Raw genomic sequence first — 16,859 nt, 5'->3', positions numbered from 1 at the left:
TCACTCCCTTAAATAGATAATAGTTGAAAGAGATATGGAATGCTGATTTCCTCCTTCATTACTTGTAACCTTTAAATTTATTTTATTATTTTGCATTTTTATTTTTAATTCATAAATATTTGAGATCAAGACATTATCATTTTTCATAATCGAATAATCATCAAGTGTATATGTATCGCTGTCGTTGATTGTTAATACATTGTCTAACACATTTACTGTTTTTGCACTTCGAATCTCTTTTGTAAGTATATTTATTGCTAGCCTAGCGTTTGATTGATTTTCGATATGAGAAGATTGATTTGATAGTTGCTTATGGCCAAAAATATTGACAGCATTTATGAGAAGCAGAACCATTGATAATAATGCAACAACTACAATAACTTCAACCAAGGTTACACCTTTGTTATTCCGTATCATTTGATTCAACCTCAGCTTTTTTCCAGGATAATAATGTTTCAATTTGGGCCTCCTTCTGTTCCATTGAAGGATTATTGAATACGTTAATAATCACTTTATATAAATCATTGCTTTCACCACTAATCGATAACAAGATATAATAACCATTCTCCTGTTTATCAAACTCACAGCCAGTATTACAATCTGCTCCATTTGATTTAAATCCTAGATTAGTGTGTAATGCCGATAAGCCATCAATAAGATTAGTATTATTACTTATATTATAAATAGACTCTATTTGACTTTGAGCTACATAAGTTGCATCTAGAATATCTTTGGAAATTTTATTCGTTTTAGCGGAGTGAATGTACATTGATAAGAAAGTAAAAATAATAATTGTAAGAATAACTATTGAAGCTAAAATTTCTACTAATGTAATCCCTTTTTGTGAAGTGATATTTTTTAATGAGATATTCATCGGGTATGCTCATCCTTTAATTTCTAACATATATTAATCACTACTTTTTACCTATTTCTACTATTATACGACATATTATTAAAGCTGTAGATAAAATATTGCTAAAATTACGTAATATTGTAAAATTCATGCTTATTCGACTTTATTAATTTTCTTTTTTCATATAGAATAAAATTACTATCTCTTTATTTGTAAATAGCCATTTATAACTATTTTTACTGTAACAAGATATTAATTTTCTTCAGAAAATTATGATGTTATACCTAGATTTGATGTAATTGAAGTAGAAAAAAATATATGATGAGAGTGTCATTGAAAGGGCTGTGTATGTGTGAGATACAAGATTAAGTTTAAAATATTTGTTTTTATGGTTGCATGTACAGCATTTGTGTTTACGCTTTCACACGTTGGTGCTTCAACCTATGACACTTATTTTTCAGGTGAAATCTTTGGAAATGGGACAATGATTGGTCCTATTGATGTGTCAGGACTTTCTAAGGATGAAGCAGTTAAACAACTTCAATCTGAGATTAATAGTTGGGAGCAGCTCGGGAATATTATTTTAGTATTCGGTGATCGAAAAGAAGAGATTGCTAAATATGACTTAGTTGAATTTCCGTTAATTGAGATTGTTCATACTGCCAAGAATAGTGGACCAAATCCTATAACTGCTGTTGTTAATAAGGAGTTTATTGAGGAAACGACCGAATCTCTTATCGCTAAAGAATTTAATCATATGAAAATAGAAGAATTACTAAATGAAATAGAGAATAGGGCATCATTACTAACATCAGAAACGATTGAAATAAATCTAGTTAATTATCTACAAGTAGATGAAACACATACCGTTTCTAAAGCTATTATTACTAATATTAAAGATGAAACTGAGATGAGTAAATGGGTTAAGGAAATTGGTGAAATTAATATTGACCCATTACAAGTATTTTCTCTTGAAACATTTGTTACCGAAAGTGGAGTAACATTTACAGATGATGCTTTAAGCGTCGTTGCAACTGGAATATATGAAACAATTTTACCTACAAATTTTAAAATAATTGAACGTCATACTAGCGATCGTTTACCTGAGTATGCAAAATTTGGTTTTGATGCGAAAGTAGTCCAAGGAAATAAGGATATTATTATTTATAATGTGAACTCCTACAAATATAAACTCTTATTCTCATTAGTAGATGAGGGTTTGGAAATAGAATTAATTGGTGCGGAACTTCCAAATGAATATGAGATTACAGTTGAGGATAGTCAGTTATATAGCCCTAAAACAATCATACAATACTCTAGCTTACTGCAACTAGGGAAAGAAGAAATTAAAGAAGCTGGTGAAAAAGGCCAAATTGGTACTGTGTATCGCTCAATTCGAGACAATAACTATGAAATAGAAAAAATAAAAATTTCACAAGATTACTATGCTCCTATTCCACGAGTAAAAGTAAGCAGTATTTTAATTCCTGATCCCAATATCGAGGAGTCTAACCAAGAGTCTTCTCACGATTCTAATGTAGAGGTTCCTGATAGCACTCATATTAATGAAGATAACAGTGAGGATGATAGTTTGTGGGGCGGGACGGTTGATGAAAAATAAATTGTCGAAATAGGGGTGATATAGCATGAGAAAAACCCGAAAAAAAATTGGTGATTTATTAGTTGATACGGGCTTAATTACAGAAATACAATTACAAGAAGCTTTACGTGATAAAACAGAGAAACAAAGAATTGGAGACGTATTATTACAAAAACGATTTATTACTGAACAACAACTAATTGAGGTTTTAGAATTTCAACTTGGAATTCCTCACATAAGCCTTTTTCGTTATCCAATTGATTCTAGCTTAACTTCATTAGTGTCAAAGGAAATTGCTAGAAGATATAACTTAATGCCTCTGAAAAGAGAAGGGGATAAGCTTTTTATAGCAATGTCAGATCCACTTGATTTTTTTGCAATCGAAGATGTTAGGCTAACAACTGGATTTCAAATTGAGACAGCTATAGCTACGAAGGATGAAATATATAACGCTATTAATAAATATTATGATCTAGGTGAAGGAATCATTGAATTTATGGATGATATCCCAGAGGAAGCACAAAAGGAACGTATCACCAATGAAGACTCACCTGTCGTGAAGCTTGTTAATCAAATTTTATTAAATGCTGTTCAACTTCGTGCAAGTGATATTCACATCGATCCACAAGAAACAAAGGTTGCACTACGTTATCGTATTGATGGTGTTCTACGGACAGAACGAATCCTACCGAAAAATATGCAAAATGTATTAACTGCAAGAATAAAAATTATGGCTAATTTAGATATAACGGAAAATCGCATTCCACAAGATGGAAGGATAAAAATGAATCTAGATTTCCACCCGGTTGATTTAAGGATTTCGACATTGCCAACGGTTTATGGTGAAAAAATTGTAATGAGGGTTTTAGATTTAAGTAATCAATTGAATGATCTTCAACATCTTGGGTTTAATAAAGTTAATTTACAGCGTTTTATGAAATTAATTGAACGTCCAACAGGAATTATTCTTCTGACTGGACCTACGGGGTCTGGAAAATCATCAACATTATATGCAGCACTTAATAAATTGAACTCTGAGGATGTAAATATTATAACAATTGAAGATCCTGTAGAGTACCAATTAGAAGGTGTAAACCAAATTCATGTTAATTCAAATATTGGAATGACATTTGCAACAGGACTTCGTGCTATTTTACGACAGGATCCAAATATTATTATGGTCGGGGAAATTCGTGATCGTGAGACAGCTGATATTGCAGTTAGGGCATCTTTAACTGGACATCTAGTATTAAGTACACTGCATACGAATGATTCATTAGGGACAATTACGCGATTAATTGATATGGGTGTTGAACCATTTTTAGTTGCATCATCGTTAACAGGTGTTGTTTCACAACGGCTTGTTCGTAGGGTATGTCGAGATTGTGCGGAAGCACATGAACCGACAAAACGCGAACTTGAAATTTTTGCAAAGCATGGCATTAGAATTGAGGAAATCATCCGTGGCAGAGGCTGTGGAACATGTAATATGACAGGTTATAAAGGCCGGGTTGCCATACATGAATTACTTGAAATTAATGATGAAATGCGTAGAGTGATCATGAATATTGAATCATTTTCAAAATTACGTGAAATCGCTATAAAAAATAAAATGATTTTTTTGATTGATGATGGGCTATTAAAGGTGAAACAAGGTATTACCACAACTGAGGAGATTCTCCGGGTTGCATTTGCTGAATAGGTGGGAACATAATGAGAGAAAAAATTGATTTTATTTTGCGTACGGCACATGAACTGAAGGCATCTGATATTCATATAACTGCTGGGGTACCCCCTATTTTTCGAATACATGGTGATTTAAAAAGATATGGCAAGGATACATTGCTACCCCCGGCTATAGAAGGATTGGCAAAATCGATTATATCTGATGAAATGTGGACGAGCTTTGAAGAAAAAGGTGAATTAGATTTTTCATATGGTATTCCTAGTGTTTCAAGATTTAGAGTGAATGCTTATAAACAACGTGGATGTGTTGCATTGGCATTTCGGGTTGTCCCATCACATATTCCTACGATTGATGAATTGGGTATGCCTCAAATTTTAAAAAGAGTTTCTGAGAAGCCGCAGGGCTTAATTCTCGTAACAGGACCGACTGGAAGCGGGAAATCTACAACAATGGCAGCAATGATTGATTATATGAATCATACGATGAGTAGACATATTATTACTCTTGAAGATCCGATTGAATATTTACATAGACATGGAAATTGTATTATTGATCAACGGGAAATTGGTTTTGATACGAAGAATTTTGCAAATGGTCTTCGTGCTGCACTTAGACAGGATCCGGATGTTATTTTAGTAGGTGAGATGAGGGACTTAGAAACGATTCATACAGCTATTACAGCTGCAGAAACAGGCCATCTCGTATTAGGGACTTTGCATACATCAAGTGCACCTTCTACAATTGATCGAATTATTGATGCCTTCCCTGTTTCACAGCAGGGTCAAATAAGGATTCAACTTGCATCTGTTTTAGTTTCGATTATTTCACAACGGCTATTTCCAATGATTAATCGAAAAGGACGATGTGCTGCAGCCGAGATACTTGTTAATAATTCAGCAGTCGCTAACTTAATACGAAATGAAAAAAATCATCAAATAAGAAATGTCATCCAGACTAGTCGAGCTGAAGGGATGCAAACATTGGAAAGTAATATTCGTGATTTAATAAATAGTGGTGTGATTGCAAAAGACATCGCTCGGCCATTTTTACAGGAGAAGGTTGAATAATTATGCCTAGATATAGATATCAAGGTCGGGATACAAAAGGTAAGAAATCAGGCACTATACATGCAACTTCAAGACGAGAAGCTGTAATAAAATTACGCGACTCCGGTATTCGTGTCATTCAAATAGATGAAGTACCAGAGACACTGTTAACAAAGGATTTATCAATTAGTAATCCTGTGAAATTACAGGACTTCACTATCTTTCTACGTCAATTTTCAACCTTAATTAAAGCTGGCATTTCGGTAGTCGATTCTATGGATATATTGGCAAATCAAACGAGTAGTAAGGCATTAAGGCGCACCTTAGTCGAGGTTGAAGCGGATTTAAGAGAGGGTATTTCACTTTCTACTGCTACAGCAAAACATAAAAAAATATTCTCAACCTTATTTACGAATATGGTTCGCGTTGGTGAAGTCGGGGGTACACTAGATGAGACATTAGAACGTTTAGCAACCCATTTTGAAAAACAGCATAAAACGAAACAGAAAATAAAATCAGCAATGGCATACCCTGCGGTTATTGGTGTTGTTGCAATTGGTGTAGTCATTTTTTTATTAACATCGGTTGTACCGACTTTTGTTGGGATGTTTTCGGATTTCGGAGCAGAATTGCCAGCGATAACAAAATTTGTTCTGCATGCAAGTGAATTCACCCAATCTAAATGGTGGTTACTTATCCTAATTGCCTTTTTATTTTATCTTTCAATTGTAATTATAAAACAAAATAAAAAAACAAAATTTTATTATGATTATTTTATTTTAAAGATGCCGATATTTGGGAAGATGCTACAAAAGTCTGTACTAGCTCGGATGACAAGAACATTAAGTTCTTTAATAAGTAGTTCAGTGCCAATCCTTCAAGCATTAGCAGTTGTTGAATCGATTGTCGAAAATGAGGTGATTGCAGAAGTAATTAAGGAATCAAGAGCTTCACTTGAGAAGGGTAGGTCAATGACGGTGCCGATGAAAAAACACTGGGCATTTCCGCCATTAATTACACAAATGATAATTGTTGGTGAAAGCACTGGATCACTAGATGAAATGCTAGGGAAGGTAGCTAACTTTTATGAGGATGAGGTTGAAATTGCAACTGATAAATTAAAATCATTAATCGAGCCATTAATGATAGTTGTCTTAAGTGGGATTGTTGGCACAATCGTTACTTCCATAATGGTCCCTATGTTCGATATATTTAACAAAATACAGTAAAAATCGATAATTCAGCGAAAATTGTGGCATTATTTGATAAATTTTGAAAAAAGATGATGTAACCTACCAAAATTTACATTATAATATGGGGTAGCAAGGACTTATATACTACGACTATCAAACTATTAAACGGAAGAAGGGGAACTGATGTTTAAAAAGTATTTGAAGAATCAAAACGGTTTAACTTTGGTTGAGTTGCTCGCGGTTATCGTTATATTAGGAATTATTGCAGCTATTGCTGTACCAAGTATTGGAGGTATCATTGATAATTCAAAAAAAGACGCTCATATTGCCAATGCACAGCAAATGGTAAGTGGAGCAAAGATTGCAGTTTCAGCTAATAGTGATTTATTACCAGCTAAAGATAGTGGTGTAAGATATATACCACTTGAATATCTAATTGATAGTGGGTATTTAGATGCTTTTTCTGATCCTGATGGTGGAGATTATTCAAAAGGAACAACAAAATTATCTGACGATGATGTAATTGCTCTTAAAGCTGCACCAACAACCTCCTATGTTTTAATAACAAAAAAAGCCTCCATATATGAGTATTCTGTATACTTACTAGGAGAAAATAGACATATAGGGCCAGAATTAATTGGGGATATTGATAGATCAAAAGTTACGGATAATACACCATAATAAAAATTTACCGAGGACGACCTTCTGGTTGTCCTCTTTAAAAAAGGAACGATATCATGAGCATACTTTTTTATATCATTATATTTCTTTACGGCTTAGTTCTAGGATCTTTCTTTAATGTTGTCGGTCTCCGAATTCCTAATGGAGAATCAATCATTAGGCCACGTTCAGCATGCCCAAAATGCAAACATGCGCTTACTGCAAAAGAACTTATCCCGGTTTTCTCATTCCTATTTCAAAAGGGGTCATGTCAAGCTTGCAAAGCAAAAATATCACCTTTATATCCATCAATTGAAATGATAACAGCAATTCTTTTCACGATTTCACCATTGTTGGTGGGCTGGTCAAAAGAATTGATTATAACTTGGACATTAATCTCTCTTTTGATGATTGTGTTTGTTTCAGACGTTACCTACATGATTATTCCAGATAAGGTTCTTCTGTTTTTTGGATCATTACTTTTACTTGAACGGTTTTTTATTCCACTTACACCATGGTGGGATATGGTTGTAGGAAGTGCAGTAGGATTCATACTCCTCTATTTAATTGCGATCGTAAGCAAAGGAGGTATGGGTGGAGGGGATATTAAACTATATGCTGTTATCGGCTTGGCACTTGGTTGGAAGCTTGTGCTCCTTTCATTCTTTTTCGCAACGATTGTCGGAACAATTATCGGCGTTATCGGTATGGTAATAGGAAAAGTGAAAAAAGGTAAGCCAATGCCATTCGGTCCTGCTATTGTTGTCGGCACATTAATTGCTTATTTCCTCGGTAATGATTTACTAGACTGGTATCTACAATTTGTCATCGGATAATTGATATTATTTATAAGGGGATTTCTATATGGCTTTTACTTTACTTCACTCAAATCAAATTGCAAATATAGTTATTAAAGACCATGTAATCCGTTATGTGGGTGCAAAACAAACGAATCCCTTAACGATTCGGAACTTCCGAGAACGTTATCTTCCTAAAGGAATTATCCACGAAGGTAAAATAATAGGTCGCGATACCCTACAACTAATTCTTGAAGAATGTGTAACAGATTGGGGAATAAAAAAAAAGGAAGTACGTTTCGTCATCCCAGATTCATTTGTTGTAATCCGAAAAACATCAATTCCAATTGAAATAAAAGATGATGAGATTTTAGGCTATTTGTATCTTGAATTAGGTGGGTCAATCCATTTGCCTTTTGATGAACCAGTTATTGATTTTATCAAATTAGGTGAAGAAGACAATAAAAAAGTAGTGTTAATGTTTGCAGCCCCCCAAGAGATCGCTCAAGACTATGCAACATTGCTTGAGGAGGTTGCACTAAGACCGATAGCGGCCGATATATCACCACTTTGTATGTATCGTCTATTTTATTTTTATGAAAAAGTAGATGCAGTTGATCACACAATGCTGCTTCAATTTGATCTGCAAACTGTCAATCTATCGATATTTAATCAACATTTACCTGTATTTATGAGACATCTTCCCATAGATTCGACTATTGATGATTGGGATATTCGTCAAAATCCTGAAAATACAAGTGCAGAAATTCAGTGGGTTAATCCTAATCAAGCAATTGAAATGATTATTGACGAGATTATGAAGGAAATTGAGCATGTCTTGAATTTTTATCGATTTAATATTAGACAAGGTAATGAACAAGTAACCAATATTTTAATGAGTGGTGATCATCCATATCTCCATGTGTTAATGTCTACATTATTTGAGAGATTTGAAATTCCAGTTCAAATATTAGAAACACAAGTTGAGCTGCCAGTTCAATATTATCTTCCTTTAGGACTAGCACTGAAAGAGGTGCAGTAATGTTAGTCGATATTAATTTGCTTCCTAAGAAAGAAAATAAAAATCGAACCGTTTTACTATTAATAATTATTATTTTACTAATCATTTTAAGTGGGGGATTATTTTTATTTTTCCAACATGAAAAAGTAGTATCAAATGAGAAACAATTAACCTCTCAGATTACTATTTTGCAGAAAAAACGTGCTGAGGAAGAGATGAAGTATGCAACAGATCAAGATTCATCTGATGTGATTAAGCTTGAAAAGGCTGTGCAATGGGCAGATGATTATTTTATTGAGACTGTTCCATTATTAAATCATTTAACGGGATTACTGTCTGAACGTGGCTTTTTTCAAACCTTTTCATATGTAGAGGATGGTGTAGTATCGATAGTCGTTCAATTTGATACAAAAAGAGAAGTGGCTCATTATGTGGGGTTATTAAATGAGTCACCCTTTATCACGAAGACTACACTAAATTCAGTTACAGCGAATTCGATTGATGGACAAACAGTTTCTCAACAGAAAGAAGATAGTGAAAGTAAAGAAAAAGAAGTAAATCAAGAAGAAACCAAGAATATAGAAGAATCAGCCGATGTTAATGCAAAAAACAATGGGATTAAAAATGGTGAATATCTCCCAAGATATGTTGCGTCATTAGAATTGACAATTAATAAAGAATACTTAAAATCCGTTCAAAGGGAGGGGAAATAAATGACTCTCCGTTTCACGAGAAAGCAACTTATTACTTTATTATTTGTGATTATTTTAATTATTGGGAGCATTTCATTATTATATTATTTAAAAGTAGAGCCAATAAAAACAGCTAATAAACAACTTCAAAATGATTTGAAAATAGAAGAAAAGTTGTTTGAGGTTGTTGTGGAGAAGCGGAAAACGATGGATAAGCCAGTTATTAGTTCTACGGAGATACAGAAGAAAATTCCTGTGATCCCTTTAGTGGAACAATTAATATTGGACCTTGAACGTGCAGAGACAGTATCAGGAAGTATAATTTCGGATATGACTTTTAGTGAAAATGACACATCGATTGCTGCTACATCAGAAACTAATGAAGAAAATTCGAATTCTGATTCTGCGACAGAGAATACAAATGTAGGTTCTAGCGATAAGACGAAACAGCCTATTAATAATGATCCTACATTAGCTAATAGTCTGAAACAGATTGTCATTACTTTAAATGTGGAAGCTCCAAGTTATTATGAACTGGAGAAGTTTATTTCAACAATTGAGCATCAAACAAGAATTACGAAAGTAAATACATTGAGTTTTACAGGGAGACCTGAGCTTTTTTCATTAAATCAAGAGTCTTCGCCACTTATATTTAACGTAACGATTTCAACTTTTTATATGCCTGAACTAGTAGAACTAGAGGGTGACACACCGAAAATTGAAATTCCAGATCCTAGTAACAAGAAGAACCCGCTAGCAGTAGGCTTAGATGATATAAAAGACGGGGAATAATGCGGTATTAGGTTTTTTCTTTATAGAAGAGGTGAGGAAATGGTACCATATTTGTTAGCATTTTTAGCTCTTATTTTATTTATTCCAGTTATGTTTGTGTTTCCACTTGGATTAAATAAATCTGGGAAAGTATTTCTTTTCGGTATTACATTTTTGATATCAATCTTAGGAATAGCAGCAAAAACAGTACTAAATATATGGCAAATAATTATTATAATAGTCCTATTAATTGGCGTAATTACATATTTCATAGAAAATCGATTTGGTTCTAAAATTTTCGTAAAAAAGGAAGCCTTTAAAGAGTCAAGTAAAAAAGTAATAAAATTTGATTTGGTGGAAGATATAAAGGATAAAGTTTTTGAAAAGAATTTTGATGAAGAAAATCGTTATTTCATTAAAAATAACAAAGTTGAGTCAAATGTATCTATCCAACAATTGGATAATGAGTTAGAAGACCTAAGGCAGGAACAAGTATCTGAACCAGAATCGAAATATGAACTTGAAGCATTAATAGAAGAACTAGAATTATTTGATCATCCTAATCAGAATAATGAGCTGGAAATAGGAATGGTAGAGGTAGCAAGTACTACAGAACATATTGAAAATAATGATTTAGAACAAGAGGAAAGTAGAATTCAGAAAATAAATTTTTGATGAATACTTTCAATTTTGGAAAGGAGCATAGGATTCTCCTTTCCTTTTTATTGTGTTAATCTAAAATTCCCATAAAGAATTAAAATTCTACTAACTATTTTGTATGTTAAAAACTCAATTTTAGTAAATTGTATATTGATCTCAGTTTTGTTACGATACAAGTGTATCTTCCAAATCTGATTAATGGTAAAGGGTGATTATATGCAACACCTCGTCTTAGCCTCTGGCTCTCCACGTCGAAAAGAACTTCTTAGTAATTTGCAACTTTCCTTTGATATATTCGTCAGTAATATTGATGAGATCATCGATTCTAATCTTAAACCAGAGGAAATGGTTATGTCACTTGCGTATCAAAAAGCAAAAGCAGTCGCTAATCAGTATCCTGATTCTTACGTTATTGGTGCTGATACAATCGTATTGTTTCAAAATCAAATCTTAGGAAAACCTAAAAATGAGGCAGAATCAATTGAAGTGCTAAAAAAATTATCGAATAACACGCATGAAGTGATAACTGGGGTTGCAATCATCTATCAAGACAAATCTACAACATTTTTCGAAAAAACAGAAGTGACATTTTGGGATTTATCCGAGGATGAAATTACTAAATATGTTGCAACTGGCGAACCAAAGGACAAAGCAGGTTCATATGGAATTCAAGAGCTTGGATCTGCACTCGTGAAACACATAAGTGGCGACTATTTTTCTGTTGTTGGTCTCCCAGTCTCAAGGACATTGCGGGAGTTAAGAAAATTAGGGTTTAAATGCTAGTTCTAAAAGAAGGAAATATCACACTTATAGAACTTCCGCTATAAAATGATTGTCGGATCCAAGTATCTAATAAATAGATAGGAGGAACCGGTTTGAATTCGTCAGCACTTATGATTCGGGATTTTCCACAGGAGGAAAGACCAAGGGAACGATTAATTTCAGATGGTCCTGAAAGTCTTTCTAATCATGAATTATTAGCTATTTTATTAAGAACAGGGACAAAAGAGGAATCTGTCCTTCAACTCTCCAATCGATTACTCCAACATTTTGAAGGCTTGCGTCTCCTTAAAGATGCTTCAGTCGAAGAGATTACGATGATAAAAGGGATTGGCATTGCGAAGGCTGTTCAAATAATGGCATCAATTGAGCTTGGCCGTAGAATAGGTAAGCTGCAATATGAGGATCGATATGTTATTAGATCCCCAGAAGATGGTGCAAGATATGTAATGGAAGACATGCGTTTTCTGAGTCAGGAACATTTTGTATGCCTTTATCTTAATACTAAGAATCAAGTTATTCATCGCCAAACTATTTTTATCGGTAGTTTAAATGCGTCTATTGTGCACCCAAGGGAGGTATATAAAGAGGCATTCAGACGCTCAGCAGCATCAATAATCGCAATCCATAACCATCCTTCCGGAGATCCAGCACCGAGTAGGGAGGATATAGAGGTGACGAAGAGACTTGTCGAATGTGGTAAAATTATTGGGATAGAGCTTTTGGATCATTTAATCATTGGTGAGCATAAATTTGTTAGTCTTAAGGAAAAAGGGTATGTGTAACTACTAATTATGGTTCAAAAGGAGGATAAAAAGGACCGAGAAGTTCGAGGCGGTGAAGCTTTGAGCAGTGGAACGTATGTAGTGTATACGTGAGCAGCGGAAAAGCAAGCCAACGAAGAAATTCGATGTGTCATTTTTACCGGACATTTTGAACAACCTATACTATATTTTTTTTATATAGTACGTTATAATATTTGTTATGAGTTTTTTCAACTTCATATAATTTTACTTTAGCATTTCGTATCAGAAAGGAAGATACATCTTATGTTTGGAATTGGTACTCGAGACCTTGGAATAGATTTAGGAACAGCAAATACGCTTGTTTTTGTAAAAGGAAAGGGAATTGCTGTTAGGGAGCCATCAGTAGTGGCCATGAAAACTGATACAAAGCAAATTGTTGCAGTTGGAAATGATGCAAAGAATATGATTGGTCGTACCCCTGGAAATGTTGTTGCACTTCGTCCAATGAAGGATGGTGTCATAGCTGACTTTGAAACAACGTTGGCGATGATAAAATATTACATAAATTCAGCCGGAAATAGTAAAGGTATGTTTGCAAGAAAGCCATATATTATGGTTTGTGTGCCTTCAGGGATTACAGCTGTAGAGCAACGTGCTGTTATTGATGCATCAAGACAAGCTGGGGCAAGGGATGCATACCCAATTGAAGAACCTTTTGCTGCAGCAATCGGTGCAAACCTACCTGTATGGGAACCTACCGGTAGTATGATTGTTGATATTGGTGGTGGCACAACTGAGGTTGCGATTATATCGTTAGGTGGGATTGTTACGAGCCAATCGATTCGTGTTGCTGGTGATGAAATGGACGATGCGATTATCCAATATATCCGCAAAACGTATAACTTAATGATCGGTGATCGTACTGCAGAGGCAATTAAGGTTGAAATTGGTTCGGCAGGTTCACCTGAAGGTGTCGAAAATATGGAAATCAGGGGAAGAGATTTATTAACTGGACTTCCAAAAACAATTGAAATTACTGCTGAAGAAATATCTGCAGCATTACATGATACCGTTTATGCGATTGTGGAAGCAGTAAAAAATACGCTAGAAAAGACACCACCTGAGCTTGCAGCAGATATTATGGATCGCGGTATTGTATTGGCCGGTGGCGGAGCATTATTACGAAATTTAGATAAGGTAATTAGTGAAGAAACAAGTATGCCGGTCTTAATTGCAGAAAACCCATTAGATTGTGTAGCGATTGGTACTGGTAAAGCATTAGATCATATTCACTTATTTAAAGGTAAAACAAAAGACTATAGATAAAAATAGAATGTTTAGGTAAGAGGGTGAAAATCATGCCACAATTTTTTCTGAATAAACGTTTAATTCTTTTACTTGTTTGTATTATCGTCTTAGTGGCATTGATTGGATTTTCTTTAAAAGAGCGTGATAAATTATCATGGCCAGAGCAATTTGTGAAGGATTCAGTAGGTTGGGTACAAAGTGTTTTCCACCAACCTGCTCAATCCATAGCAGGATTCTTTAGCAATGTGAATGATTTAAAGCATACATATGAAGAAAATAAGCTTTTAAAGGAAAAACTTGAAGCATATGGTCAACTTGAAGCAAAAGTACAAGAGTTAGAAGATGAAAATAAAAAACTAGAAGATGTTTTAGGTAAAACAGAGTCTCTTAGTGATTTTAATAAAATACAAGCGATCGTAATTGGAAGAAACCCAGACCAATGGCACGATATAATTACCATTAATAAAGGTGCAAAGCACGGTGTTAAGGAAAATATGGCTGTTATAACATCAAAAGGGCTAATTGGTAAAGTGAAATTTGCTTCTCCATTTACCTCAACTATTCAATTACTGAGTTCGCCAGATCGAATTAACAGAATATCGGCATATATTCAGGGAGAAGGAAAAATTACTGGTTTAATTGAAGGCTACGATCAAGAAAAGAAAGCTTTATTATTTAAAATTAATACTCCTGAAACAGAAGTGAAAAAGAAGCAAAAGGTTTTAACGTCCGGTTTAGGTGGGGTTTTTCCTAGAGAGCTTTACATTGGGGAAGTAATCGATGTTGTACCTGATGATTACGGCTTAACTAAGACTGCCTATGTCAAACCTGCAGCTGATTTCAATGAACTGGATCATGTCATTGTTGTAGAGAGAGTAGTGAGTGACCCACCTGATAAAAAAGAGGAGGATGAATAGTGAAACGATTCATTCTTCCTTTTGTCATGTTTTTTTTATTTGTGTTTGAAAGTAGTTTTGTAGAGCTTATGCCTGTGGAAGATTGGAATATAAATCGTGTATTTGTACCACGGTTTCTAATAATCTTTATTATATTTATTGCAGTATATCATAATAAAATTCACGGGTTCATATATGGAATTGTTTTTGGATTACTATATGATATTGTATACACAGAGATTTTGGGTGTATATATGTTTAGTATGCCATTTATTTGTTATATCATTTCGAAGGCGGGCAAAGTCCTGCAGACGAATATTATTATCATTTCGTTTCTTAGTATTGTTGGTGTCATTTTTCAAGAATTTGCTGTTTATTCCATTAATCTAATAATAGGAATTACTGATATGCATATCGAACTTTTTCTTCAAGATCGCTTACTACCAACAATGATATTAAATAGTATATTTGTCATTCTTTTTGCCTACCCAATTAAGAGATTATTAGGTAAGCTACAAGTATCCGAATAAAATTTGTTTCATTTTTTTAAAGGAATTGATGTGTCCTTCGTTGAAATATATTAATCATTGAGGTGAACGTAGTGAAAGGTCAAAAACAACAATTTGTTACAATAAAAGGGACAAAGGACGGGTTAACGCTACATCTCGATGATACTTGTTCATTTAAAGAGCTCATTAATGATTTAGAGGATAAATTGTCATTGAATCAAAAGCAGAACGATGATGTACCTATCGTCCCTGTTCATGTTAAGATAGGAAACCGTTATCTCACTCGTAAGCAGGATGAAGAAATTCGTACAATCATCAGGAATAAAAAGCACCTCGTAGTAGATGGAATTGACAGTGATGTGATTTCAAAGCAAGAAGCACTAGAAATGAAGAGAAAAACGGAAATCGTTTCGGTTGCTCGCATGGTTCGATCGGGACAAGTACTAAAAGTCGAAGGTGACTTAATGCTTATAGGTGACGTTAATCCTGGTGGTACTGTTATTGCAGATGGAAATATATTTATTTTAGGTTCCCTTCGTGGAATTGCACATGCAGGGTATAATGGAAGAAATGATTCAGTCATTGCAGCTTCTATCATGAAGCCTACACAACTTCGAATTAGTGATATAATGAATAGAGCACCAGATTATACACAAAGTGATGGAAATGAAATGGAATGTGCGTATATTGATGAAAATGAGACAATTGTAGTTGATAGATTGCAACAGTTAACTCATTTGAGACCTAATTTAACAAGGTTAGAAGGGGGAATCTAGCTGTGGGAGAGGCAATAGTCGTAACATCAGGAAAAGGTGGAGTCGGAAAAACTACTACATCGGCAAATGTAGGAACTTCACTTGCTGTTTTAGGAAAGCGAGTTTGTTTAGTAGATACAGATATCGGTTTGCGTAATCTAGATGTTGTCATGGGACTTGAAAATCGAATTATTTATGATTTGGTTGACGTCATTCAAAATCGTTGTAAATTAAAACAGGCTATCGTGAAGGATAAGAGATTTGAAGACCACTTATATTTACTTCCAGCTGCCCAAACAAGTGATAAATCAGCAGTAACACCTGATCAAATGAAGAAATTAGTTGAGGAGCTTAAGCAAGATTTTGATTATATAGTAATTGATTGCCCAGCGGGGATTGAACAAGGCTTTCAAAATGCTATAGCTGGTGCGGATCAGGCAATCGTTGTTACGACACCAGAAGTATCGGCAGTTCGTGATGCTGATAGAATTATCGGTTTACTAGAGAAAGAGGAGATTCCACCCCCGAGATTGATCATTAACCGCATTCGAAATCATATGGTTAAAATTGGGGATATGTTAGATATTGATGAAATCATCAATCATCTTTCAATAGACCTAATTGGTATTGTAGCGGATGATGATGATGTGATAAAGGCTTCAAATAGTGGAGAACCACTTGCGTTAAATTCAAGTAGCAAGACAGCGATTGCTTATCGAAATATTGCTAGAAGAATTCTTGGTGAATCAATTCCATTACAATCACTAGATGAAGATCAAAAAGGTATGTTCTCAAAAATTAAAAAGTTTTTCGGCGTTCGCTAACCACCTTATTATTAAGGTGGTTTTTCGATGTTTCGGGCATATATTGGTTGGACGAGTCATA

Annotated in this window: 19 protein-coding genes; 17 read left to right on the top strand and 2 right to left on the bottom strand. The window is 34.3% G+C overall.

Going from position 1 to position 16,859, the window contains the following annotated elements; genetic code table 11:
* Both MJG50_RS14660 and MJG50_RS14655 read right to left on the bottom strand, forming a co-directional pair.
* The gene (locus MJG50_RS14660) at positions 1-417 is read right to left on the bottom strand and encodes a prepilin-type N-terminal cleavage/methylation domain-containing protein (protein ID WP_240256493.1); all 417 of its coding nucleotides are present in this window, start codon (positions 415-417) and stop codon (positions 1-3) included.
* Complete coding sequence (locus MJG50_RS14655; protein WP_240256492.1) at positions 404-874, bottom strand: type IV pilus modification PilV family protein; 471 nt, start codon at positions 872-874, stop codon at positions 404-406. The genes MJG50_RS14660 and MJG50_RS14655 overlap by 14 nt, the downstream gene beginning before the upstream one ends.
* A 331-nt stretch (positions 875-1,205) precedes the next feature.
* On the opposite strand from MJG50_RS14655, the gene MJG50_RS22340 reads away from it, so the two are divergent.
* The 17 genes from MJG50_RS22340 to minD all read left to right on the top strand — a co-directional run bounded on the left by MJG50_RS22340 (position 1,206) and on the right by minD (position 16,798).
* Positions 1,206-2,474, top strand: coding sequence for a VanW family protein (locus MJG50_RS22340; protein ID WP_240256491.1), 1,269 nt, complete (start codon positions 1,206-1,208; stop codon positions 2,472-2,474).
* Positions 2,475-2,499: 25 nt separating this feature from the next.
* Complete coding sequence (locus MJG50_RS14645; protein ID WP_240256490.1) at positions 2,500-4,155, top strand: GspE/PulE family protein; 1,656 nt, start codon at positions 2,500-2,502, stop codon at positions 4,153-4,155.
* An 11-nt stretch (positions 4,156-4,166) separates the two neighbouring features.
* Positions 4,167-5,207 (top strand): type IV pilus twitching motility protein PilT, encoded by a 1,041-nt coding sequence (locus MJG50_RS14640; protein WP_240256489.1) that lies wholly within the window; start codon positions 4,167-4,169, stop codon positions 5,205-5,207.
* A 2-nt stretch (positions 5,208-5,209) separates the two neighbouring features.
* Complete coding sequence (locus MJG50_RS14635; RefSeq protein WP_240256488.1) at positions 5,210-6,415, top strand: type II secretion system F family protein; 1,206 nt, start codon at positions 5,210-5,212, stop codon at positions 6,413-6,415.
* A gap of 162 nt (positions 6,416-6,577) precedes the next feature.
* Positions 6,578-7,060 carry a type II secretion system protein gene (locus tag MJG50_RS14630; protein WP_431307296.1) on the top strand — a complete coding sequence of 161 codons (483 nt, stop codon included), beginning with the start codon at positions 6,578-6,580 and terminating at the stop codon, positions 7,058-7,060.
* A gap of 56 nt (positions 7,061-7,116) precedes the next feature.
* Positions 7,117-7,875 (top strand): prepilin peptidase, encoded by a 759-nt coding sequence (locus tag MJG50_RS14625; protein ID WP_240256486.1) that lies wholly within the window; start codon positions 7,117-7,119, stop codon positions 7,873-7,875.
* A 28-nt stretch (positions 7,876-7,903) separates the two neighbouring features.
* A complete protein-coding gene (gene pilM / locus MJG50_RS14620) occupies positions 7,904-8,878 on the top strand; it encodes a type IV pilus biogenesis protein PilM (protein WP_240256485.1) in 975 nt (324 codons plus the stop codon).
* Positions 8,878-9,570 (top strand): PilN domain-containing protein, encoded by a 693-nt coding sequence (locus MJG50_RS14615; RefSeq protein ID WP_240256484.1) that lies wholly within the window; start codon positions 8,878-8,880, stop codon positions 9,568-9,570. The genes pilM and MJG50_RS14615 overlap by 1 nt, the downstream gene beginning before the upstream one ends.
* Positions 9,571-10,341, top strand: a complete 771-nt coding sequence (locus tag MJG50_RS14610) for a hypothetical protein (protein ID WP_240256483.1) — start codon at positions 9,571-9,573, stop codon at positions 10,339-10,341.
* Between the two features lie 39 nt (positions 10,342-10,380).
* Positions 10,381-10,995: a hypothetical protein gene (locus MJG50_RS14605; RefSeq protein WP_240256482.1), complete on the top strand. Its 615-nt coding sequence runs from the start codon at positions 10,381-10,383 to the stop codon at positions 10,993-10,995.
* A gap of 201 nt (positions 10,996-11,196) precedes the next feature.
* On the top strand, positions 11,197-11,763 hold the full coding sequence (locus tag MJG50_RS14600) for a Maf family protein (protein WP_240256481.1): 567 nt from the start codon (positions 11,197-11,199) through the stop codon (positions 11,761-11,763).
* A gap of 110 nt (positions 11,764-11,873) precedes the next feature.
* Positions 11,874-12,545, top strand: a complete 672-nt coding sequence (gene radC / locus MJG50_RS14595; protein WP_240256521.1) for a RadC family protein — start codon at positions 11,874-11,876, stop codon at positions 12,543-12,545.
* 264 nt (positions 12,546-12,809) lie between these two features.
* The gene (locus MJG50_RS14590; RefSeq protein WP_240256480.1) at positions 12,810-13,832 is read left to right on the top strand and encodes a rod shape-determining protein; all 1,023 of its coding nucleotides are present in this window, start codon (positions 12,810-12,812) and stop codon (positions 13,830-13,832) included.
* Between the two features lie 32 nt (positions 13,833-13,864).
* Positions 13,865-14,731 carry a rod shape-determining protein MreC gene (mreC, locus tag MJG50_RS14585; RefSeq protein ID WP_240256479.1) on the top strand — a complete coding sequence of 289 codons (867 nt, stop codon included), beginning with the start codon at positions 13,865-13,867 and terminating at the stop codon, positions 14,729-14,731.
* A complete protein-coding gene (gene mreD / locus MJG50_RS14580; RefSeq protein WP_240256478.1) occupies positions 14,731-15,240 on the top strand; it encodes a rod shape-determining protein MreD in 510 nt (169 codons plus the stop codon). Before mreC ends, mreD begins: the two co-directional genes overlap by 1 nt.
* Before the next feature lie 62 nt (positions 15,241-15,302).
* Positions 15,303-15,995 carry a septum site-determining protein MinC gene (minC, locus tag MJG50_RS14575; protein ID WP_431307295.1) on the top strand — a complete coding sequence of 231 codons (693 nt, stop codon included), beginning with the start codon at positions 15,303-15,305 and terminating at the stop codon, positions 15,993-15,995.
* Between the two features lie 2 nt (positions 15,996-15,997).
* A complete protein-coding gene (gene minD / locus MJG50_RS14570; RefSeq protein ID WP_240256476.1) occupies positions 15,998-16,798 on the top strand; it encodes a septum site-determining protein MinD in 801 nt (266 codons plus the stop codon).
* The last annotated feature ends 61 nt before the right edge of the window (positions 16,799-16,859 follow it).

It is taken from the genome of Fredinandcohnia quinoae, from assembly GCF_022427965.1.
GTDB classification, from domain to species: domain Bacteria; phylum Bacillota; class Bacilli; order Bacillales; family Bacillaceae_L; genus Ferdinandcohnia; species Ferdinandcohnia quinoae.
The sequence above is the reverse complement of the archived record's forward strand: the minus strand, read 5'-3'. Positions and strand labels throughout refer to the sequence as shown.